Below are 23,581 nucleotides of genomic sequence, written 5' to 3' on the forward strand. Positions count from 1 at the left end.
AGGAAACCAAAGTGGTTGATATACAAGTAAGAAACATACCTTTTTCTCCACCAGATATTACTGATGCCGAGATTGAAGAAGTTATAAAAGCAATGAAGTCTGGTTGGATTACAACTGGACCTAGAACAAAAGAGTTTGAAAAAAGAATAGCTGAATATGTTGGGACAAATAAAGCTGTTTGTTTAAATTCCGCAACAGCAGCTATGGAGCTTACTCTTCGTATTTTAGGAATTGGCCCTGGAGATGAGGTCATTACCTCTGCATATACTTATACTGCATCTGCTTCTATTATAGATCATGTTGGAGCAAAAATTGTGCTGGTTGATACAGCGCCAGATTCCTTTGAAATGGATTATTCAAAACTTGCTAATGCGATTACTGAGAACACAAAAGCAATTATTCCTGTTGATATAGCGGGCAAGATGTGTGATTACGATTCCATATACAAAATAGTTGAGAGTAAAAAAGAATTGTTTAAGGCAAATAATGAACTTCAAGGGTTATTTAACAGAGTAATTGTACTGACTGATGCTGCCCATGCTTTTGGAGCTGAGAGGAATGGAATGAAATGTGGCCAAGTTGCTGATTTTACTTGCTACTCTTTCCATGCAGTAAAGAATTTAACAACTGCTGAAGGTGGTGCTGTTGTTTGGAGCAATAAACTTGGATTAGATGATGAGTGGCTTTATAAGCAATTTATGCTTTATAGTCTTCATGGTCAATCTAAAGATGCATTTTCGAAAACACAAAAAGGCGCATGGGAATATGACATTGTATATCCCGCTTACAAGTGCAATATGACCGATATTATGGCTGGGTTCGGTTTGATACAGTTAAATAGATATGAAGGACTGATGAAAAGACGTAAAGAGATTATTGAGATGTATGATAAAGCACTTTTGCCATTAGGTATTCAAAGCTTGGAACATTATGGCGAGGACTTTGCTTCTTCAGGTCATCTATATCTAGTGCGGATATCTGGTATAGGAGAAGTTGAGAGAAATGAATTAATCGTAAAAATGGCTGAGGCGGGTGTTGCATGTAATGTCCACTATAAGCCATTACCTATGTTTACTGCTTATAAAAATTTAGGATTTGATATTAAGGATTATCCCAATGCCTTTGATATGTATAAGAATGAGATTACATTGCCTCTACATACTTTATTGAGTGATGAGGATGTGGAGTATGTGATTGAAAGTTTGAAGGGGATTTTAGAAGAAAAAGGAAAGTGTGAGCCTATCAATATATTAACTATATTGGAGAAGGGATAAATTAGGATGGAATTGACTTTTGAACAAGTTTCGTCAAATGAAGATAAAAAGGTATCTAAGATATACGACATAATCAAGATTAGTGGAGAGCATATGTATAAGGAACAAGGATTAGTTCACTGGAGAACTCCTTACCCGATAAATGCTATTCAAAAAAATTGTGAAGAAAGAGATGTATTTTTAGTTAAAGACATAGAAACAAACATATACGTGCATACATTCCAATTAGAATTTATTAGCGATTTCTCGAAAACCTTACTTAACAGTAATTACAGTAATACAAATGAAGTATATGAAGTAATTATTAATAAATTTGCTACAATTCCTAATGTTGCAGGTAAAGGAATAGGGAAAATGAGTATGGATTACATTGAAGAATACTGCCGTGATAAAGGTGTGTCAAAAATTAGTTTGGATGTTTATGACAAGAGTAAGCATGCCATTCAGTTTTATAAAAAAAGAGGGTTTATTATTACTGGATCTAAGCCAACAAGACATTTTTCAGTATATTTAATGGAAAAACAACTTAGGAAAGTATGATTTAATAGTCAGTATAAGAAGAGGATTGATTGCATTGAAGAAAATTCTTATAATCGGTGCTGGTTTTTTACAAGCTTTTGTTATTAGAAAAGCGAAAGAGATGGGATATTACACCATTACAATAGATAAAAATCCAAACTCAATCGGATTTAATTATGCTCATGAGTTTGAAGAAATTGATATTGTTGATCAAGAAACTTGTTTAAAGTATGCAATATCTAAGAATATCGATGGTGTATTAACTGCTGCCACGGATTATGGTGTCCTTTCAACAGCATATATTGCACAGAAAATGAAATTACCGGGGCTTGATTACGAAGTAGCCAAGATTGTAAAAAATAAATATATGGTACGACGAACTTTGTTTGAAAACAAAGTGGATGATGTAGCTCAATATTATGAGGTTAGTAATATAGAAGCACTTGATGATATAAGCGCAGGAATTCATTTCCCTGTAATGGTAAAACCATGTGATGGTTCAGGGAGTAAAGCTGCAAAGAGGGTAAATTCAGCTTTAGAATTAGAAAGTGCCTGTGAAGAAGCAATAAAAGCTTCTTTAATTGGGAAGGCATTAATAGAAGATTTTATTGAAGGAAAAGAATATGGAGTGGAATCTATTGTTTATAACAATGAGGTTCATGTGCTTGGGGTTATGGGGAAATATATGACTAACCCACCTAACTATGCAGAGTTAGGGCATAGCATACCGAGTCAATTAGGAATTGAAGAAAAGGTAAAGGAAGTAGTAAGAAATGCTATTAATGCTTTAGGTATAAATTTCGGTGCAGTGAACATGGATGTTTTAGTTACGAAGGATAACCGTGTTTGTATTGTTGATGTAGGAGCTAGAATGGGTGGGAATTTAATAGGTTCACATATCATTCCAATTGGAACTGGTATTGATTATATAGGAAGTCTAATTCGTGTAGCTGTAGGTGATTCAATTGAGTTAAAAACTCAAAGTCTAGGTGGAAGTGTGGTAACTAGACTTCTGGCATTGGAGCCGGGAAAAGTAATGAATTTGCCAAATTTTGATGAAATTGGTAAGAATTGCCATGTGGAGATTTACCACCAACTGAAAGTAGGAAGTGTGATTAGAGAATACCAGAATAATTTAGATGGATATGGGTATGTGGTTTCAGTATCAAACGACATACGAGTAGCTGTTAGACAGGCTGAAGAGGCTAAGAAACTAATTGATATTGGTATCATTAGAGATAATTGGATGCAGTCTATTTAAGCATTTAGGAGTGAAGTAATGTATAACAATTTTTTCAAAAGAATTCTGGATATTTTAATTTGTATTATTGGTTTTCCAGTATTTCTGATACTATGTTGTGTTTTTGGCTTGTTAATAAAGATTGAAGATAGGGGACCGATATTTTATAAAGCTGACCGTATTGGGAAAGATAGCAAAACTTACAAAATGTATAAATTTCGTTCAATGAGAACCAATGCACCAACTTTGCTTAATCCGGATGGTAGTACTTATAACTCAAAAGATGACTCAAGAGTAACGAAAATTGGAAAGTTAATTAGGGAAACTAGTATTGATGAAACGCCTCAAATATTGAATGTGCTTAAAGGTGAGATGAGTATAATTGGACCACGAGCTAGTTTAGCAAGTGTACTTGACACATATCAAGAAGATGAAATTGATAAGATGAAAGTAAGACCGGGTATTACAGGTTATACACAAGCTTATTATCGAAACGGGTTAACTAATAGAGAAAAACGACTAAAGGATGCTTGGTATGCAAATAATATTAGTTTCGTTTTGGATATAAAGATTTTTTTCAAGACAATAGTTACCGTGATAAGACGTGATGGAATATATACTAGTCCAGCTCAAATAAAAATGTTGAAAGAAAAACAAAAATAAAATTATAACTGCTGGGAAGAGAATATATGAAAGTATTGACATTTAAAGCTTATTATGAACCGGAAAAAGCAGCAAGTTTATATTTAACAACGAATTTAATTGAGGATTTGGCAGATTATGGGTTTGTTGTAGAGTTGTATGTACCTATGCCGACGCGTGGAATTTCAGACGAGGTACGTGAAGAATATAAACAAAGGAAAATTGAAGAACTATATGATGGTAAGATAAAAATTTATCGTTTTTCTTTGTTCAAAGAGTACCACTCCACTGTTTTAAGGGTTATAAGATATTTAATTTCTAATGTAATCTATCTTTATAAGGGTATATTTTCTAATGGTATTGATGTAATACATGTCGGAAGCACGCCTCCTACTATGGGTGTGGTTGCAACTATCATCAAAAAAATCAAAAGAGTACCACTAGTCTATTCCTTACAAGACATTTTTCCTGATTCTCTCGAAAGCACAGGTTTAGCTAAAAGAAATTCACTTTTTTGGAAAATTGGTCGTGTGATTGAAAATTACACTTATAAAAATGCTGATAAAATAATAGTTATATCGGAAGACTTCAAACAGAATTTAAAGGCTAAAGGCGTGCCAGAAGAAAAAATTGAAGTTATTTATAATTGGGTTGACGAAAATGCTGTTGTCCCAATAGAAAGAAAGGATAATATCCTATTCGACAAGTTAAACCTTAGTAGAAATAAATTTTATGTTGTTTATGCCGGGAATTTAGGACATGCGCAAAACATTGAAGTAATATTAAAAGCTGCCCAAGAGTTACTCGATAATGAAGATATTAAATTTATTTTCTTTGGTGGTGGTAAACAGGAAAATTATTATAAAGATATGGCTAATTCAATGGGATTGAAAAATATTAGATTTTACCCTTTGCTTCCTTATTCGTTAGTTTCTTATGTATATAGTCTCGGAGATGTATCAATTGTTTCATGTAAAAAGGGTTTAGGAAAAAGTGCAATGCCTAGTAAAACATGGAGTATAATGTCAGCAGCTACTGCGGTTGTTGCTAATTTTGATAAAAATACCGATTTGCAACATATTATTGAAGAAAATGATGTTGGGATATTTACTAGTGCGGGTGACGTTGAAGATTTAAAGAAAGCTATATTAAAATTATTTAATGAGAGAGATTTATGTGATTTTATGGGTAAAAATGGCCGAGATTTTATTATTAATAATTTAACAAGAGAAATTGGTACACGGAAATATAGTAATATAATTAGAAATGTTGGAGGAGATATTAATGTTTAAAGACAAAGTACTATTAATTACCGGTGGAACTGGTTCATTTGGAAATGCAGTTATGGAGAGGTTCTTGGATAGTGATATTAAAGAAATTCGAATCTTTTCACGGGACGAAAAAAAGCAAGATGATATGCGTAAGTTATATAGAAATGAAAAATTGAAGTTTTATATTGGTGACGTTAGAGATCTTGCAAGTGTAAAAAATGCAATGCACGGAGTAGATTATGTTTTTCATGCTGCTGCTCTTAAACAAGTTCCTTCTTGTGAATTTTTTCCACTAGAAGCTGTAAAAACTAATATTTTAGGGACAGATAATGTGTTGACAGCAGCTATAGATTATGAAGTCAAAAAGGTAATTTGTCTTTCGACTGATAAAGCAGCCTATCCAATTAATGCCATGGGGATTTCAAAAGCCATGATGGAAAAAGTTTTTGTTGCTAAAGCAAAAACTGTCGATCCAGAAAGAACACTTATTTGTGGAACTAGGTATGGTAATGTAATGGCCTCGCGTGGATCTGTCATCCCGTTATTTATTGAACAAATCAAAAGTGGTCAGCCACTTACAATTACCGACCCTAATATGACTAGGTATCTCATGAGTCTTGAAGAAGCAGTTGAGCTAGTTATATTTGCGTTCCAAAATGCAGTAGCTGGGGACATTATGGTACAAAAAGCACCTGCAAGTTACATTGGAGATTTAGCTCAAGCCATTAAAGAATTATTTAAGGCAGATAATGAAATTAAGGTTATTGGTACAAGACACGGAGAAAAATTATACGAAACACTTTTAACAAGAGAAGAGTATGTAGTTGCAGAGGACTTAGGTGGTTTCTTCCGGGTTCCAGCAGATAAAAGAGATTTGAATTATGATAAATATTTTGCAGAGGGTGATAAAAAGCTATCCACAGAAGATGAATATAACTCTCATAATACCCAAATCTTAAATATTGAACAGATAAAAGAAAAACTACTTGAATTAGAGTATGTTCAAAATGAATTAAAGAATATGAAGGTACTTTCTTCAAAATAATAATTAATTGAAGTAATTAGTTCAAATAACAGTATTCAGGCATTTGCTTCATCGGTAATATTTCCTTCTTTAGTAAGTAGAAAGGTTGGTTAATATAGTGAATATACTCGTTACAGGCGCAAATGGGTTTATTGGAAAAAAATTTAATTGCAGAATTAAAAAATAAAGGATATAAAAATATTCTTAAGGTTACCAGGGAAACAGAGCAATTATTATTAGAAACTTATACAAAAGAATGTGATTTTATTTTTCATTTGGCGGGAGTAAACCGTCCTGATGATGAAAAAGAATTTATGGAAGGTAACTTCCATTTTACGCTTGAATTACTAGAACTATTAAAAAAACATAATAATAAGTCACCTGTCCTTATTACCTCGTCAATACAGGCAGAAAAAGATAATCCATATGGTAAAAGTAAAAAAGCCGGTGAAGACGTACTGTTTGAATATAGTCATCAAACAGGAGCAGAAGCATTTGTATATAGACTTTCTAATGTATTTGGAAAGTGGAGTAAACCTAACTACAATACGGTTGTAGCAACATATTGTTATAATATCTCTAGAAATATAGATATTCAAATAAACAATCGAGATGCAGAATTAATGCTCTGTTATATTGATGATATTCTAGAAGAGTTTATAAACGCTTTAGAAGGAAATCCGACTAAAAAGGATCAATATTGCTTTGTGAAAACAACACATACTATTAAATTAGGGGATTTAGCTGAACGTATAAAAAGCTTTAAAGAAAGTAGAGTAGAGTTAAGCATTCCTAATATGGAAGATGCCCTAACAAAGAAGCTTTACAGTACATATTTAAGCTTTTTACCAGAAGACAACTTTTCCTATGATTTAAAAATGAATTGTGATAACAGAGGTTCTTTTACAGAGTTTATTAGAACTCCTGAAAGAGGGCAAGTGTCAGTCAATGTATCAAAACCCGGCATTACCAAAGGTAACCATTGGCATCATACTAAAAATGAAAAGTTTTTAGTAGTAAGTGGAGAAGGACTTATTAGATTTAGAAAGATAGATTCTGATGAAATTATTGAATATAGAGTAAGCGGTGAAAAATTACAAGTTGTAGATATACCTACTGGGTATACACATTCCATTGTAAATGTGGGAGAAAGTGATCTAGTAACCGTAATGTGGGTTAATGAATGTTTTGATCCAGAAAAACCAGATACTTATTTCGTGGAGGTATAATTTTAATGAAGAGATTAAAAGTCATGACAGTCGTTGGCACTAGGCCTGAGATTATAAGGTTATCTGCTGTTATTAATAAATTGGAAGAGTCAAATGCTGTAGAACATATACTTGTTCATACAGGGCAAAATTATGATTATGAATTAAATGAAGTGTTTTTTAAAGATTTTAATTTAAAAAAACCTGATTATTTCCTAGATGCTGCAAATGGAACTGCAGTAGAAACTATTGGGAATATTTTGATTAGAATTGATCCTATTATGGAAGAAGTAAAACCAGATGCAATTTTGGTACTTGGTGATACTAATAGCTGCTTATGTGCTATTGCAGCTAAGAGAAGACATATTCCAATATTCCATATGGAAGCAGGCAACAGATGCTTTGATCAAAGAGTACCAGAAGAAACTAATAGAAAAATTGTAGATCATACAGCTGATATTAATTTAACTTATAGTGACATTGCAAGAGAATATTTGTTAAGGGAGGGACTACCTGCAGATAGAATAATAAAAACTGGAAGTCCAATGTTTGAAGTCCTCAATTCAAGAAAAGGTGACATTGAAGAATCAGATGTATTAGAGCGATTAAAGCTTGATGAGGGAAATTATTTTCTAGTGTCAGCTCATAGGGAAGAAAATATTAATTCAGAAACAAATTTCTTGAATTTAGTAGATAGTTTAAATGCCGTTGCAGAAAAATACAATATGCCTGTAATTGTAAGTACCCATCCTAGAACTAGAAATATGATTAATGCAAAAGGGATTAAGTTTAACCCTTTAGTTATAACGATGAAACCTTTAGGATTTAACGATTATGTCAAACTTCAAATAAAGGCAAAAGCTGTTCTAAGTGATAGCGGAACAATTAGTGAGGAATCTTCTATTCTTGGATTTAAAGCACTGAATATAAGACAAGCTCATGAGAGACCTGAAGCAATGGAAGAAGCATCGGTTATGATGGTAGGTTTAAAGAATGAAAGAATCTTACAAGGGTTGGAAATATTAGAAACACAAGAAAAAAGCACATTAAGGCATGTTGGAGATTATAGCATGCCCAATGTATCAGATAAGGTGCTTAGAATAATTTTGTCCTATACGGATTATGTAAATAGGGTTGTTTGGAGTAAATAAATTTGGATATATATAGTGTATTCTTATTTTTTAAGAGGTATTTTTCTTTAGACAAAGGAAGAATGTTATGAAGTCAAGGAGAAAGTATACAATTTGCTACGAAAATTCTTGCAGTAGGGAATAGGTAAACAATCTAAGGAATGTTAATAGACCACTTACGTATCTATATTGGCTGGGATGTAAAAATATAGTTAAGATACAAAAAGAGATAAGTCGATTTTCTTTAGAGATGTCCATTATTATTTAAATAGCCACAGTTTTTGAGTATTTAAATTTGTGAGTAATTGGCGCAACACCCAACAGACTTAAGATTTGTCAGATAGATGGTACCTAACTACTTTCGTTGACACGACCTAAATTGAATTAACTCTACCAATACTTATATCTTCGACGATACGTAATTGTGTTAAAGATATACGCCATTGAATTAGGATCTGCTTTTAACCTCCATTCGTAATAAAGCGACAGCTCTAGTTGGTACTTTTTGAATAGCCAAACTTGTCCTTGTTTATTTAGACGATTTGGCTATTCAACTACTTCAGTTCTGGCTGCCATTTAAGTTCTTTTTATTTTAACAAAGTGCAATTTTCTTTGAAGATATTCATTGTATGGGTAGATGTATTGAGGTGTTTTTTTATTAGGTACGTGGTTTAAAAAATTATAAAAGGGTATTGAAGGCACTTTTATTTAATAAAACAGTTCGCACAATATTACTATAATGGGCAGAAGTGCCTTGGTTGTATGTGTTTTACTATTAAATTAAGTTTCAAATTTACCAAATGTATCAGTAATAGTAACTTGAATAATATTATTGTATAAATTAATACGGATATTTGGGGGAAAATAGGTTGGATAAGAATCTAGACGTTCTTTTTTTAGGGGGGTTGTTTCCTAAAGAAAAAGAAAATGACATTTTAAATTATTCAAGAGGAAGTATACAAAATGCTGCAAACAATCTGCAATGGGGAATAGCATTAGGTTTAGATGCTAATCTAAATAAACCAATAAAGATTTTAAACTCTTTATATATAGGTTCTTTTCCAAAGCGGTATAAAAAATTATGTATAGATACTTATCCCTTTTCGCATACACAAGGTGCTAATGAAGATATTAATGTTGGTTTTTTAAATCTAACAGGAATAAAGAATTTTAGTAGGTTCTTAACATTAAAGCCTTACGTAAAAAAATGGGCGGAAAAAGAGACGGATAAAAAAAAGGTCATTATAGCGTATGCAATGACTCCGACTTTTACATATCTATTAAACTATGCAAAAAAAATAAATAATAACATAATAACATGTTTAATAGTGCCTGATTTGCCTCAATATATGAATTTATCTAGTAAAAGAAATAAGCTGTATGATAGTTTAAAAAAACTAGAGATTAAACAAATTTCAAAAGATATGAATTATATTGACAGCTATGTTCTTTTGACGAAATATATGCGTGATGCTTTAAATTTAAATATCAGTAAACCAACTGTTGTTATTGAGGGAATCGCTACAGATGTTTTTAAACACGTTGAAAGTATATCAAAGGAAAAAGGAATAAAAACAGTTTTATATAGCGGTGGATTAGCAAAGAAATACGGTATCATTGAGTTATTAAATGCTTTTGGAAGGCTATCAAACGAGAATTATAGATTAATTATTTGTGGGTCAGGCGAAGCTGAATATGATGTTATTGAGGCGGGTAAAAAAGATAGTCGAATTATATTTAAGGGACTATTACCGCGGGAAGAAGTATTAAAATTACAAAAATCATCTACAATATTGGTTAACCCGAGACCTAATAATGAAGAATATACGAAGTATAGTTTCCCGTCAAAAATAATGGAATATCTATCTTCTGGTGTCCCGATGGTTGGGTATAAGTTAGATGGAATGCCAAGTGAATACAGTGATTATTTTTTTCCAATTAAAGTAGATGATGATGGTTTTTATAAAACACTCAATGAAGTATTATCTAAGTCGAAAGATGAATTAGACAAGAAAGGTTTTCGAGCTAAAGAGTTTGTATTAACTTATAAAAATCAAAGAGAGCAAGCTGCAAAGATAATACAAATGCTTAATGGAGTTGAGAAGGTATGAGAATCTGCTTTGTTATAGGCTCTATGTCGTTTAGTGGTGCGGAGAAGGTCTTATCTGCTTTGGTTAGTAGAATGGCGAAGCAAGGACATGAAATACACATCATTTTATTGCAGGAAAAGTCAGGAAAACGAGAATATCAAAAAGGTATTTATCTTTATGGAGCCTATTCAAAAGGTAATAGGGTAACTCGTGTGTTCAATAGGCTCAGGTTAATAAGAAAAAATGTTAGGAGTATTGCTCCTGATTTAGTTATTTCTTTTGGATATGTATGCAACATTAATAGTGTTACTGCTATGTTATTTAACAAGATACCGTTGGTTTTATGTGAAAGAAATGACCCTCAATATGATCCTATAAGTAGTTTTGGAAAGATAAAGAGGGAAGTTTTATATAATTTTGCAAACGGTTATGTTTTCCAGACAGAAAAAATAAAGAGCTATTTTTCTAAATCTATACAAAAAAATAGTACCGTTATACCAAATCCAGTTATTGAACCAATTAAAGAAGTAAAATGTTCAAAAAGAAATGATGCAAGAGGGAAAATTATTACTATAGCAAGATTAGAAGATTACCAAAAGAATCAAACTATGCTTATTAAATCATTTTCGTCTATTGCTAATGAAATTTTGGAATACGATTTATATATATATGGGAACGGACCAGATAAAGAAAAGTATCAATCATTGATTTATGATTTAAACATGGATAATCGGATCTTTCTTTGCGGATCAACGAACGATGTTATTAAAACATTGAAAGAGGCAGAGATTTTTGTGCTCACATCAACTTTTGAAGGTATGCCTAATGCCCTTATTGAAGCAATGTCTGTGGGCTTACCGTGTATATCAACAGATTGTGGAGGCGGTGGAGCAAAAGCTCTTATTAATAATATGGAAAACGGAATACTTGTTGCTAGGAATGATTATAAAGCGTTTCAAGAGGCAGTTGTATTACTTGCTAATAATGATGGTTTACGAGATCGACTTGGAAAAGAAGCCAATAAAATAAATCAGTTTTTAAATATGGATGATATTGTTGAGAAATGGTTAGCCTATTTTTCTAACATAAAAGGATGAAAATGAATGAAAAATAAAAGTCTAAGTTTATATGATTTTATTGTAATGCTTTATATAGTATCTATGTTTTCATTTGAAAATCAAACATATTCACTGATTTTTTCTATGGTTCAAATTACATTCATACTGGCTACCATTTTTGTTGTAATAATTCGAAGGAGAATAGTATCCAATACTTTTTTGATTTTACAGATGGGACTTTTGATTATAGCACTAGTTATTGAGATGGTAGCTTCATCTTCTTCAGGCACGATTAGTTCTGAACTTTATATCTATACTGGAAACATAATAAAACTTGCTTTTTTAACACAGTATTTGACTTCTGAAGAAAAAATCAATAAAACTATTTTGTTCATGTTGATTGGAGGATTAGTAACTTCAGTCTTTGTTTTTTTTGAATACTTTTCATTAAGTGGGATTGAATATGATTTGAAATATGCATCTAACCTAAGAATTGGAGCAGATATTAGTGGTGGAAATGTTAATATTACTGCTTTGAATCTTTGTATTGCCTTTAGTGGTGGAATCTACTACCTATATAAAGAAAATAGAAGTTTCTATAAACAGCTTATTTTTCTATTAATTATCAGCCTAATTTTTACGGCAATGATATTTACGGGTAGTAGAAAGGTCTTGATATATTGCTTAATAGTATTCTTACTTCAAACGTTTTTTAAGAGTAAAAGGAAATTTATTTGGGCAACTATTGTAGTCGTAGCAATTTATATATGTGTAATAAACATTGAAGTGTTGTATTTTTACATTGGACATAAAATTGATATATTTGGATCAGGTAATAAAGCTTCACTTTATGCCAATTCGGATGCAATTCGAAGTAGTCTTATTCTAGGTGGTTTCCAATTATTTTCAAATAATATTTTTGGTGTTGGACTTGGGGGAGTTGCAAGGGAACTTGGTAATTACGCACACAATAACTTTATCGAAATATTAACATCACTAGGTATAATTGGTTTTATAGTTTATTATTCAATATATATATACCCTTTAATCAAATTGAGAAAAATAGCAATACCTAAAGAATTATTTATTTACTTTGTTTCAAGCATTCTAGCATTACTAGTTATAGAATGGTATCAAGTAACTTATTTGTATAAAATTCCGATGATGTTTCTCACATTGGCAGCTTCTTGCGCTTCTATAAAAAGAAGAAAGGAGTTTGAAGATATTAAATGAGAAATAGTTTATACAAAAAAATTGGTAATGCTACTAAATGGTCAACGATTACAGAAATTCTTGCTAAATTGGTAATGCCGGTTAGTAATATTATTCTTGCAAGGTTATTAGTACCAGAAGCTTTTGGTGTTGTAGCTACTGTTACCATGATTGTTAGTTTCGCCGATATGTTTACAGACGCAGGGTTTCAGAAGTATTTAATACAGCATAAATTTAAAACAGAAAAGGCATTGTATGATCATACTGCTGTTGCTTTTTGGACCAATTTATTATTATCAATTTTTATTTGGATGATTATCGTAATATTTGCTACCCCCCTTACTAATCTTATTGGAAGTCCGGGATTAGAAGCTGTTATAATTATTTCTTGTATTTCATTGCCATTAACTTCCTTTTCGAGTATACAAATGGCTTTGTATCGACGCAGTTTTGACTATAAACCCCTTTTTCTAACAAGAATGATAAGTATATGCGTTCCATTTGTTGTTACCATACCATTAACATTGTTATGGAATAGTTACTGGGCACTTATTATTGGTACTTTATGTGGAAACTTAACAAATGCTGTTATTTTGACTTTAAAATCAAAATGGAAACCGAAAGCTTTCTATAGATTATCAATACTGAAAAGCATGATTTCTTTTAGTATATGGTCTTTATTAGAATCCATTACTGTATGGCTTATATCGTGGGGAGATGTTTTTATTATTGGGACCCTTTTAAACTCGTATTACTTAGGTTTATATAAAACCTCAATGAATACGGTAAACTCAATAATTGCTCTCATAACAAGTGCAACAGTACCAATATTGCTTGCTACATTATCGCGGTTACAAGATGATGAACAAGAATATCAAAGGATGTTTTTTAAGTTCCAACGGTTAGTTGGGGTATTTGTGTTTCCGCTTGGGGTAGGAATGTTTATTTATAGTGACTTCATAACTAGTATTTTGTTGGGGGGGCAATGGGAAGAGGCAAGTTTGTTTGTTGGTATATGGGGATTAATAAGTGCAATTGCAATTCCCTTTTCAACTTACTGTGGAATTGTTTATATCAGTAAGGGAAGACCTAAAGTCTCTTTTTGGGCCCAAATTCTGCAATTAATTGTTTTAATTCCAGTAATATACATTAGTGCAAACTATAGTTTTACTACATTAATTTATTCAAGGTCATTAATCCGTATCGAAGGATTCCTCGTACACTTTTTAATTATTTATTATGTCTTTAAAATTTCTCCATGGAAAATGATAAGAAATGTAATGCCATGTATAGTAGCTTCAATAATTATGGCTTTCGTTGCAATTGTATTACAGCGATTTTACGATGGATTTTTATGGAACATAATTTCTATTTTAGTATGTATAGTGTTATATTTCGGAGTGATTGGATTGTTCCGTGATGTTCGGAATGAACTTGTTTTAATATTGAAATATAACAAAAAAAAAGCTTCTTCTACTGAAAAAGATATAGATTGAGACATTTTTTTTATTTGTAAGTTCGATTTTAAGTTGAAAAATAATAAAAATAAGACATAAAGAATAAAATTTGAAGGAGTCCATGTTATTGGAGTTATGTCAATTTTATTGGACACTAAAGGTTAAGTCAATCCGCTTTGCAGAACCTTTCTACTTTATCTGGTGTTAAATAAATAATTACTTCGTGTATTGGCTCGCGATTGTATCTGTTTTCAAAATATTGAAAGACAGCTATTTTTGCTGTTTTAAAGTTCAAATAACATTTTTGGAAACTTATTCTTTTTTAAGTTAGCTGTTTCAATACAAGCATTATCATAAGTGCAACCATTACGAAATAAATGACATATTCATTCCATACTTTTTTTAATTGATTTTGAAAATCTTCACTTGTATATTAAGTGCCCCAGTTTGTATTCTTTTAAGGGATAATGATTCGGCATTTTTTGAATTTTGGGATAAACATAACCTTAATGCTTGAGTTGATTGCCAAATACAAGATAGGAAGTAGAACAATAACTATAGTGATTCATTTTTACAAATAACAAAATAAAGGAAGCGTGAATATGTATAAAATAGCAGTAGCAGGAACAGGCTACGTGGGCTTAGTGGCAGGTGTATGTTTTGCCGAAGTTGGTCATCAAGTAACCTGTGTTGATATAGATGAAAATAAAGTAAGCGTAATGAAGTCAGGGATTTCGCCTATTTATGAGGCTGATTTAGAAGACTTAATGCAGAAGAATTATGCTGCTGGAAGGATTGATTATACAACTGATTATAAATCAGCCTATAAGGATGCTGATGCGATCTTTATCGGTGTCGGTACTCCAGAGCAATCAGATGGTTCTGCCAATCTTTCTTATATTGCAACCGTTGCAAGGCAAATTGCTGAATCGGTGGAAAATGACTGTTTAGTAGTTGTGAAATCAACGGTCCCGGTTGGAACGAATGATAAAGTCGAGCAGTTTATCCAAGACTTTTTAGTTAATGATGTAAAAGTGGAGGTTGTATCGAACCCGGAATTCTTGGCACAAGGTTCTGCTGTGCATGATACACTGCATGCCGAACGGATCATTATCGGAACGGAAAGTAAATGGGCTGAAGAACTCATGCAGAATATCTATGAGCCGTTTCATTTACCTGTTGTTTCAGTCAATAGAAGATCCGCAGAAATGATCAAGTATGCCTCCAATGATTTTCTGGCCCTTAAAATCTCTTATATGAATGATATCGCCAATCTTTGTGAACTAGTTGGCGCGGATGTTCAGGATGTAGCAAGAGGTATGAGCTTCGATAACCGTATTGGAAGCAAGTTTTTAAATGCGGGTATTGGTTATGGTGGTTCATGTTTTCCAAAGGATACTAAAGCTTTGGAGTATCTGGCAAGACAAAACGGTTACGAGATTAAAACCGTTAAAGCTGCAATCGATGTTAATAAGGACCAAAAGACGATGCTATATAAAAAAGCTAGTAAAAGACTAATTACTTTTAATGGTCTTAAGGTAGCTGTATTAGGATTAACTTTTAAGCCTGGTACTGACGATTTAAGAGAAGCTGCATCTCTCGAAAATGTGCCTTTATTATTAGAGCAGGGTGCTGATATCTATGCTTTTGATCCTGTTGGAGCAGAGAATTTTGCTAAAGTGTATCCAGAAGGTAAGAATGGCAAAGGCAGTATCACGTATGTTGCGAATATAGAACATGCCTTAGAAAGTGCAAATGTCTGTTTTATTTTTACTGAATGGGGAGAAGTGAAAGCATTAACGCCTAAAACATATAAAACGTTGATGAGGACTCCTTTAGTATATGACGGAAGAAATATCTATAGTGTTGAAGAGATGCAGGAAACAGGGGTTGAGTATCACTCGATTGGTAGAAAACCTGCTACTAGAAAAGGCATAAAGGAGTCGAAGCACGTTGAATTACAAATCCCTAGATCTTAGTAAAATATATCTAATCACTGGAGCAGCAGGCTTCATCGGATTTTTCTTATCAAGGAAGTTATTAGAACAGGGCTGTAATGTAATCGGTGTTGATAATATAAATGATTACTATGATGTGAAGCTTAAATATGATCGTTTGGAAAAACTGGAGCACTTTGAGAAGTTTACCTTTATCAAAGGTGATATCTCTGACAAAGCGATGATCTCCAATATCTTTGAAGAGTATAAACCTAATATTGTAGTAAATCTTGCTGCCCAAGCAGGAGTACGATACTCGATAGAAAATCCAGATGTGTACATTCAAAGTAATATCATCGGTTTTTACAATATTCTTGAAGCCTGCAGGCATAATCCTGTGGATCATCTTGTATACGCATCATCGAGTTCAGTTTATGGAGCTAACAAAAAGGTTCCATTTGAAGAAACGGATTATGTGGACAATCCTGTATCACTTTATGCATCGACTAAGAAATCCAATGAATTGATGGCCCATACTTACAGTCATCTATATAAGATTCCTGCAACTGGACTCCGTTTCTTTACGGTTTATGGACCTATGGGACGACCGGATATGGCCTACTTTGGATTTACTGATAAGTATTTTGCTGGAGAACCAATTAAGATCTTTAATAATGGTGATTTTGAAAATGACTTATATAGAGACTTCACCTTCATTGACGATATTGTCGAGGGAATAGAACGTCTTCTTTCCAATCCTTCAGTTGAAGAAAATACTGTTCCTCACAAAGTATTTAACATTGGAAACAATAATCCTGAAAAGTTGATGGTTTTCATTGAAACTTTGGAGAAATGTTTAAGTAATGCATTAGGTAAAGAGGTTGAATTTAATAAGGTTTTCGAACCAATCAAACCTGGAGATGTACCTGCCACGTATGCATCTACTGATTTGCTGCAGAAGGCTGTCGGATTTAAGCCGGAAACTTCGATAGAAGAGGGTTTGCAAATGTTCGTAAATTGGTATGTGGAATACTATAATAAAAAGTAACAACAACATAAACCAGCTAAATGGTGATGAAAACATTTTTGAATTTATGATGCCTATCAACACTAAAAATTTCAATAAAGATTAATAGAGACAGAGAGTCTTTAAAAGCTCTTTGTCTTTTTTGAATTTGGCTATGAAGCCTTGTTTAACTGGATATGAGTGTTCGTTGTTAATTGTGAAGTAAGGTATTTTTACTGTAGAAAGGGGATATTTTTAAAACACTCTTGTTTTGAGAGAATCTGAAGCCATACAGGAGAATTCTATGATCAAACCACTTAAAAGTGATGCAAATTTAGATTATCAAAAACATTACTATTTACCTAATTTATTAGTGCAATAATAATTCTAAAAGTGTATAATATGTTTTAAAATGGAAAAAAACAGTTTAGAAAATCTTTATAGCTGTTTAGATTATATAAACTTCCCTCATTGAATTCGCTAAATGGGTTTTGAAGAAGGGCGATAATCATTGCAGAGTGAAGTTATAATTCATTTAGAAATTTCTTTTTTTTTATTTTTGTACAGAACCCTGAAGCTTAATAATTTGCTGTAAATCTCTAGTCATACCCTAAAATCAGTGTACTTTATCCATTGACCAAATAGGTTATTATATCTATATCTTTAAAAAAAGTATATATATCGTCCATTCAAAATTGCTTTATACACTATTAGTAAATTATTCAACTCATTGAAACTCTAACGCTTCAAATCCTATCCTTAACTGGGAAACCACTAACTCTAATACCGATTTTATTTTTTGATAATTCATTGTTTTCATTATTCTCTATTATATAGGACAGATTATTTTTTGTGCCAAGGGATTTCTTGACAATCTTAAAAACAAAGAATAAGTTGTTCTTTATATAAGCTATGCAGCAGTTTTTTTAGATACTATGTTTAAGATGGTACAACTAAGGAGGATGGGGTTATGGGGGAAATTCAAAATATTGACCTGTCTTATATGCCAAAGGAATTAAGGTTATTACTTCAAATTATTAATATGGAAAATAAAGAAGGTACAGAGCAAATAAATAATAAATATTTTATAGATATTGATTGGGAGTTATTCTTGCAGTTGGCAATGCACCATCGAATATATCCACTAGTTTATTCAAAGTTAAATAAGATAGATGTAGAGTTAATTCCTTTATATGTTATTCAAACCTTGTATCAAGAGTACAAAGAAAATACGTTTCAAATGCTTCACTTAAGTGGGGAAATGGAACGTGTAAGTAAATTATTTAATGAAAATAATATTCGTCTTCTGTTTTTGAAAGGTCCGGCAATTGCTGCTGATATTTATGGGGATATTTCCCTAAGAACTTCCAAAGATTTAGATATTCTAATTCCTATAACTGATTTAAAAAAAGCTGAAGAACTTTTATTTAATTGTGGATATGAAAAAGAGGGAGTTTCACCCATTTTAACAATAAGGAAATGGGGTAGTCACCACGTATCATACTATCATTCTCAAAAGAAAATCCAGATTGAAATTCATTGGAGACTCTATCGTCCCCCTGCAAAAGAGCCAAGCTTTGAAGAATTTTGGAATCGGAAAAGGATTAGTTTACTCACAAGTTATCCCGTTTATCTCTTTGGAGAGGATGATTTGTTTTTATATCTTGTTACTCATGGTGCCAAACATGGGTGGTTTCGTCTTCGGTGGTTAGCAGATATTGATCAAATCATTAGAAAAAGAAATATTACAAAAGGAGATTACCCATTACTAAAAAAATACCAACACTCTTACTTAATAGGACAAGCACTTATATTATCTGCTCAACTATTTGAAACTCCAATTCATGATGAGATTTTACCGTTAACAAAAGAAAAACGTTCAAGAAAACTAGCAAAATTGGCCGGATTTTATTTTGTTGAAATGGGTCATATGTATATTAACCAGTCGTCAAAAGAAGCTTTAGCTAATTACAATAAGCATCACCCGTTTTCAATAAAGTCGAGTCTCAAGAAGTCGTTCATTGTTAACCTTTATCAATATTCTGTAAAGACTAATATTCACAAACTGATTTTTATTTTAAAATTATTAAATCCAACCTCTGGGGATGTAAAAACCTTGAGGTTACCTAAATCCCTTTATTTTTTATATTTTCCGTTGCGTCCCTTTTTAATATTCTGGAGAAAAACAAGGAAGTCCTGATTAAGATAACTCGATAGTGGTAGATGGCAAAAAGGTAAGAATTCTGCTTTCTAGCATTATGGGGTTATTTTTTCTAGACATTTATACGGGCTGCTGTTGGCTGAGGTTTGGGGGGGATAAGGTTATTATAAAATTTTGTCCTAATTAATGCATGATCATAAAAAAAGTGTTTGAGAAAAAAGAGGGATTTCAAAAATATGATGTAGTAGTGTTTGAAAGTTGGAATAGTAGATTAATGCTATCAACACCGGTTTCCTTTTGGTTTATAGGTATACTCATCAATTATTATGAGAATATTATTCGGAATAGGACCGGAAAATCCTTATTAAGTTAGAAAGTGTTAGTCCTACTTATTACGTACATTTATAGATTGAATATGGAAAAATATTATTGACATAGGCTTAAATAGATGGTAATTTTAGCTTATGTAATTCGCTATAAAGAACAAAATGTTCGTAAAAACAGATAAAATGACAGATGTATTTCTTAAAAAGGACGAATCAGGGGAAATATGAATACAAAAACAATTAATAAGTATAAAAGTAACTAGTGTTAATATTTGATTCTTTAGTTTTTTTAAATCGTGGATATAAAAATGGAATCTTTTAAAGGAAGATACAGATAATACATGGTTTATTAAGAAAGGTTGAATATAAATGCCTCTATTACAAATGAAAGAAATATGGACTCCTTTAAAATTAGTTGGGGTGAAATTTTTTAAGTCTGATGATAGAAGTATTTTCATCAAAGTAATGAATCAACTCAGGAGAAAGCTAAAATTTTAATAGTCTCCCTAAATTGTGCATATATATATTGGATTTGCAAAGATTAGTATTCACAATCTTACATAACAAAACAACCAGGGGGAAAACATGAGTGCTATAGCCGGAATTTATCATTTTAATGAAGAACCTATAAATCTTCAACAATGCCATAATTTGATGACGGCTTTACAAAAGTACCCTGCTGATTCAATCCAAATGTGGAATTCAGAAAAGATTTTTCTAGGTTGTCATGCTCAATGGATCACGCCTGAATCTGTTGGAGAGCAGCTCCCGCTTTATGATTTTGAAAGGCAATGTACCATTTCTGCTGATGCTATTATTGATAATCGTGATGAGTTATTCCAAAGGTTACAGGTTAGGCCATCCGATCAAAAGGGCATGAAGGATAGTGAACTGATTCTACTTTCCTACTATAAGTGGGGTGAGGATGCACCCAAATACTTAGTAGGGGATTTTGTTTTTGTCATTTGGGACGAAAAGAAACGGAAGTTGTTTGGGGCAAGGGATTTTTCAGGAAGCAGAACCCTTTATTATCACCAAAACTATCAGAAATTTGCCTTTTGCACGACTATGGATCCACTTTTATCATTACCTTTTATTGAAAAAAAGTTGAATGAGCAGTGGCTTGCTGAGTATTTGGCCGTATCGGGAATGATTGATGCGGTTGATTCATCATTAACGCCGTATACAACCATAAATCAGATACCACCATCCCATAGTTTAACAATAGAGAATAATAGTGTGTCTTTAAAAAGATATTCCTATTTAACTCAAGGGGATAAGTTAAAACTTAAATCTAATGAAGATTACATAGAAGCATTCCAAAGTGTCTTTCAGGAAGCTGTAACATCCAGATTAAGGACACATCGGAAGGTTGGCGCCCAGTTGAGTGGTGGATTGGATTCCGGGGCTGTTGTTGGCTTTGCGGTGAATCAATTGCAGCGGGAAAGCAATGCACTGCATACATATAGTTATATTCCTCCCGAAGATTTTAAAGATTTTACTCCTAGATATTTTTTGGCGGATGAGCGGCCCTTCATCAAATCTACGGTAGGTCATGTTGGTGGCATTATTGATCATTATTGTGACTTTAAGGGGAAAGACTCCTATTCTGAAATGGAAGACTTCCTCGACATCATGGAGATGCCATATAAGTTTTTTGAAAATTCTTTCTGGTTGAAAGGGATGTTTGAAAAAGCGAATGAGGACGACATAGGTGTTTTGCTTAATGGAGATAGAGGGAACTTTTCAATTTCCTGGGGATTCCCCTTAGAGTATTACTCACTCCTATTAAAAAGATTAAAGTGGGTTCGGCTTTATCAAGAGTTGGACCATTATAGGAGAAATGTTGGCGGTTCTAGGTTACGAAAGGTGAAAGCTATTGCTAGAATCGGCTTTCCTATCATTGATCGGATCTTTCCGGAAGGCGCTCCATATAAAATTCCTTCCTTAATCAATCCAAGTTTTGCAGATGGAATAGGCGTATATGACAGATTTAAGGAATTCGGCATGGATGAAACAGGCTGGTATTCGAATTCTGATATTTTTAATGAAAGAAAAAAGCACTTTGAAGATATCTTTCAATGGAATGCAGGGAATACGCTTTCCACAAAGCTCTCATTAAGATATAAGTTGTGGAAGCGAGATCCGACGAATGATATCCGTGTTATTCGCTTTTGTTTATCACTTCCGGAAAGTCAATATGTACAGAATGGGATGGATCGTGCCCTGATTAGAAATGCTACAGTGAATTTCTTGCCCGATAAGGTACGGCTAAACCAACGGTACAGGGGTGTGCAAGGAGCAGATTGGATTCACCGTATGCTTCCTAAATGGAGTGAATTCATAGAGGACATTGAGCAGCTGAGCACGGATGATAAAGCTTTGGAATTCCTGGATGGTCAAGCGATAAAGAATGCCTTAGTAACGGTTAAAAAAGGAACTGGACCAGAACTTGCTACAAATCCTGACCATAAATTCCTAATGCGGAGTTTAATCGTGTATCGATTTTTAAAACGATTCAATTAAAAGGAGGTGAATACTATGAAAAAGGAATGGAAAAAACCTGAATTGGAAATTCTTGATGTCAATCAAACAATGCTTGGAACTGAAGGGGAATATACAGATGCTGCTTTCCCATCACATACACCTAAAGGTGACATAACTTTCAGTTGATTTTTTTACGCTACCAAGTCTGTTAGGATTCCCCTAAGCCCCTATTTATCCAGTTAATAGGGGTATGACTTATACATTAAGCTAGTCTAATTAAGAGACGTTATTTATGTGCGGGGGTATTTATTATGTTCGGTATCAAAACAAAGACTGTATATGAAGCGTATGGTTTAACCGTTACAAGTGATATAGCTTTGCCCGAATTGCTTCCTATTAATGTAGAGGATGATAAAACGGAAATCATTATCGAAAAAGCGGATCTCCATACATTATGGTCTGAGCATTCAGTTCCTGATGATGATTTTGTCATTAAGAAAGACTGGATCATGTTCCATGTTTCCAAGACGGCCATTTTCTTGATTCAAAGCGGAAATAGAATAGAATTTTGTCCAATTGATGCGGCACAAGAGGATGAGATTCGTCTTTATATCCTCGGAACATGCATGGGTGCCATTTTGATGCAAAGAAAAATCCTTCCTATACACGGAAGTGCGGTAGCCATAGATGGAAAGGCATATGCCATCGTTGGTGATTCTGGTGCAGGGAAATCCACTCTTGCTTCAGCTTTTTTAAAAAGGGGCTATAAGCTCATGAGTGATGATGTCATACCCGTAACGCTAAATAATGAAAATATACCAATTGTAACACCTTCATATCCACAACAAAAATTATGGATGGAAAGCTTAAATCATTTTGAAATGGATTCAAATAACTATCAGCCACTCATTGTTAGAGAAGATAAATTCGCTGTTCCGGTCCAAGATCAGTTTATTACCGAACAACTCCCGCTTGCTGGTGTATTTGAATTGATCAAGGGAGAAAATGACGAGATAGATATTAAGCCTATACAATCTCTTCAAAGATTTTATAAATTGTATCATCATACATACCGTAATTTTTTTATCCAAAGATCTGGATTGATGGACTGGCATTTTAATACTTCTGCCAAAATGATTAAGAAAATCGAGTTTTTCCAATTACGTAGGCCAACGAATCGGTTCACCGCGCCGGACTTATTGGAAATAATTTTAAACGTATTAAAAAGGGAGGAAAGAGTTCATGATTATTAATCAACTTGATACGAAATATAGCCAAAGTCCAGGTAACATAGTAAGTGACATGGATGGGGAAAAAGTGATGTTAAGCGTTTCTAACGGTAAATATTATAATTTAGGTGAACTGGGCGGGGAAATATGGGAGTTAATGAAGGAGCCCATCACGATTCAAGAGTTAGTTGCAATATTACAGTCTCAATACAATGTCGATCAAACCGATTGTCAGACACATGTCACTGACTTTTTAAGTCAATTGCTAGAACAAGGCTTAGTTAGCATCCATTCCTAGTATCATGAATCT

Annotated in this window: 18 protein-coding genes and 1 pseudogene; all 19 read left to right on the forward strand. The window is 32.9% G+C overall.

All coding sequences use genetic code 11. The features are described from left to right. The first annotated feature begins 11 nt into the window (after positions 1 to 11). The 19 genes and pseudogenes from QFZ73_RS19790 (at position 12) to QFZ73_RS19880 (ending at position 23,569) form a co-directional block, all read left to right on the forward strand. On the forward strand, positions 12 to 1,274 hold the full coding sequence (locus QFZ73_RS19790) for a DegT/DnrJ/EryC1/StrS family aminotransferase (protein WP_307269728.1): 1,263 nt from the start codon (positions 12 to 14) through the stop codon (positions 1,272 to 1,274). A gap of 6 nt (positions 1,275 to 1,280) precedes the next feature. After that, the gene (locus tag QFZ73_RS19795; RefSeq protein ID WP_307269731.1) at positions 1,281 to 1,814 is read left to right on the forward strand and encodes a GNAT family N-acetyltransferase; all 534 of its coding nucleotides are present in this window, start codon (positions 1,281 to 1,283) and stop codon (positions 1,812 to 1,814) included. A 34-nt stretch (positions 1,815 to 1,848) separates the two neighbouring features. Next, positions 1,849 to 3,054, forward strand: coding sequence for an ATP-grasp domain-containing protein (locus QFZ73_RS19800; RefSeq protein WP_307269733.1), 1,206 nt, complete (start codon positions 1,849 to 1,851; stop codon positions 3,052 to 3,054). Between the two features lie 18 nt (positions 3,055 to 3,072). Then, entirely contained in the window at positions 3,073 to 3,696 is a 624-nt protein-coding gene (locus QFZ73_RS19805; protein ID WP_307269736.1) for a sugar transferase, read from the forward strand. Between the two features lie 26 nt (positions 3,697 to 3,722). Continuing rightward, on the forward strand, positions 3,723 to 4,967 hold the full coding sequence (locus QFZ73_RS19810) for a glycosyltransferase family 4 protein (protein ID WP_307269739.1): 1,245 nt from the start codon (positions 3,723 to 3,725) through the stop codon (positions 4,965 to 4,967). Further along, complete coding sequence (locus QFZ73_RS19815) at positions 4,960 to 5,991, forward strand: polysaccharide biosynthesis protein (protein WP_307269743.1); 1,032 nt, start codon at positions 4,960 to 4,962, stop codon at positions 5,989 to 5,991. The genes QFZ73_RS19810 and QFZ73_RS19815 overlap by 8 nt, the downstream gene beginning before the upstream one ends. Before the next feature lie 97 nt (positions 5,992 to 6,088). Next, positions 6,089 to 7,199, forward strand: a pseudogene (locus tag QFZ73_RS19820) (capsular polysaccharide biosynthesis protein CapF). A 5-nt stretch (positions 7,200 to 7,204) separates the two neighbouring features. Then, a complete protein-coding gene (wecB, locus tag QFZ73_RS19825; RefSeq protein WP_307269746.1) occupies positions 7,205 to 8,329 on the forward strand; it encodes a non-hydrolyzing UDP-N-acetylglucosamine 2-epimerase in 1,125 nt (374 codons plus the stop codon). An 848-nt stretch (positions 8,330 to 9,177) separates the two neighbouring features. Further along, a complete protein-coding gene (locus QFZ73_RS19830) occupies positions 9,178 to 10,419 on the forward strand; it encodes a glycosyltransferase (protein ID WP_307269750.1) in 1,242 nt (413 codons plus the stop codon). Further along, positions 10,416 to 11,495: a glycosyltransferase gene (locus QFZ73_RS19835; RefSeq protein ID WP_307269753.1), complete on the forward strand. Its 1,080-nt coding sequence runs from the start codon at positions 10,416 to 10,418 to the stop codon at positions 11,493 to 11,495. The genes QFZ73_RS19830 and QFZ73_RS19835 overlap by 4 nt, the downstream gene beginning before the upstream one ends. A gap of 6 nt (positions 11,496 to 11,501) precedes the next feature. Continuing rightward, entirely contained in the window at positions 11,502 to 12,689 is a 1,188-nt protein-coding gene (locus QFZ73_RS19840) for an O-antigen ligase family protein (RefSeq protein ID WP_307269756.1), read from the forward strand. Then, complete coding sequence (locus tag QFZ73_RS19845) at positions 12,686 to 14,164, forward strand: lipopolysaccharide biosynthesis protein (protein WP_307269760.1); 1,479 nt, start codon at positions 12,686 to 12,688, stop codon at positions 14,162 to 14,164. Before QFZ73_RS19840 ends, QFZ73_RS19845 begins: the two co-directional genes overlap by 4 nt. Positions 14,165 to 14,727: 563 nt before the next feature. Beyond that, positions 14,728 to 16,104: a UDP-glucose dehydrogenase family protein gene (locus QFZ73_RS19850; RefSeq protein ID WP_307269764.1), complete on the forward strand. Its 1,377-nt coding sequence runs from the start codon at positions 14,728 to 14,730 to the stop codon at positions 16,102 to 16,104. Continuing rightward, on the forward strand, positions 16,079 to 17,110 hold the full coding sequence (locus QFZ73_RS19855) for a GDP-mannose 4,6-dehydratase (protein ID WP_307269766.1): 1,032 nt from the start codon (positions 16,079 to 16,081) through the stop codon (positions 17,108 to 17,110). Before QFZ73_RS19850 ends, QFZ73_RS19855 begins: the two co-directional genes overlap by 26 nt. A 928-nt stretch (positions 17,111 to 18,038) precedes the next feature. Further along, on the forward strand, positions 18,039 to 19,268 hold the full coding sequence (locus tag QFZ73_RS19860) for a nucleotidyltransferase domain-containing protein (protein ID WP_307269769.1): 1,230 nt from the start codon (positions 18,039 to 18,041) through the stop codon (positions 19,266 to 19,268). An 872-nt stretch (positions 19,269 to 20,140) separates the two neighbouring features. Then, positions 20,141 to 22,081: a lasso peptide isopeptide bond-forming cyclase gene (locus tag QFZ73_RS19865; protein ID WP_307269772.1), complete on the forward strand. Its 1,941-nt coding sequence runs from the start codon at positions 20,141 to 20,143 to the stop codon at positions 22,079 to 22,081. A 15-nt stretch (positions 22,082 to 22,096) separates the two neighbouring features. Continuing rightward, the gene (locus tag QFZ73_RS19870) at positions 22,097 to 22,228 is read left to right on the forward strand and encodes a paeninodin family lasso peptide (RefSeq protein ID WP_251428845.1); all 132 of its coding nucleotides are present in this window, start codon (positions 22,097 to 22,099) and stop codon (positions 22,226 to 22,228) included. 125 nt (positions 22,229 to 22,353) lie between these two features. Further along, positions 22,354 to 23,295, forward strand: a complete 942-nt coding sequence (locus QFZ73_RS19875; RefSeq protein WP_307269779.1) for an HPr kinase/phosphorylase — start codon at positions 22,354 to 22,356, stop codon at positions 23,293 to 23,295. After that, positions 23,285 to 23,569, forward strand: coding sequence for a lasso peptide biosynthesis PqqD family chaperone (locus tag QFZ73_RS19880; RefSeq protein WP_307269783.1), 285 nt, complete (start codon positions 23,285 to 23,287; stop codon positions 23,567 to 23,569). Before QFZ73_RS19875 ends, QFZ73_RS19880 begins: the two co-directional genes overlap by 11 nt. The last annotated feature ends 12 nt before the right edge of the window (positions 23,570 to 23,581 follow it).

The sequence above is a fragment of the Peribacillus sp. V2I11 genome, from assembly GCF_030817135.1.
GTDB lineage: Bacteria > Bacillota > Bacilli > Bacillales > DSM-1321 > Peribacillus > Peribacillus simplex.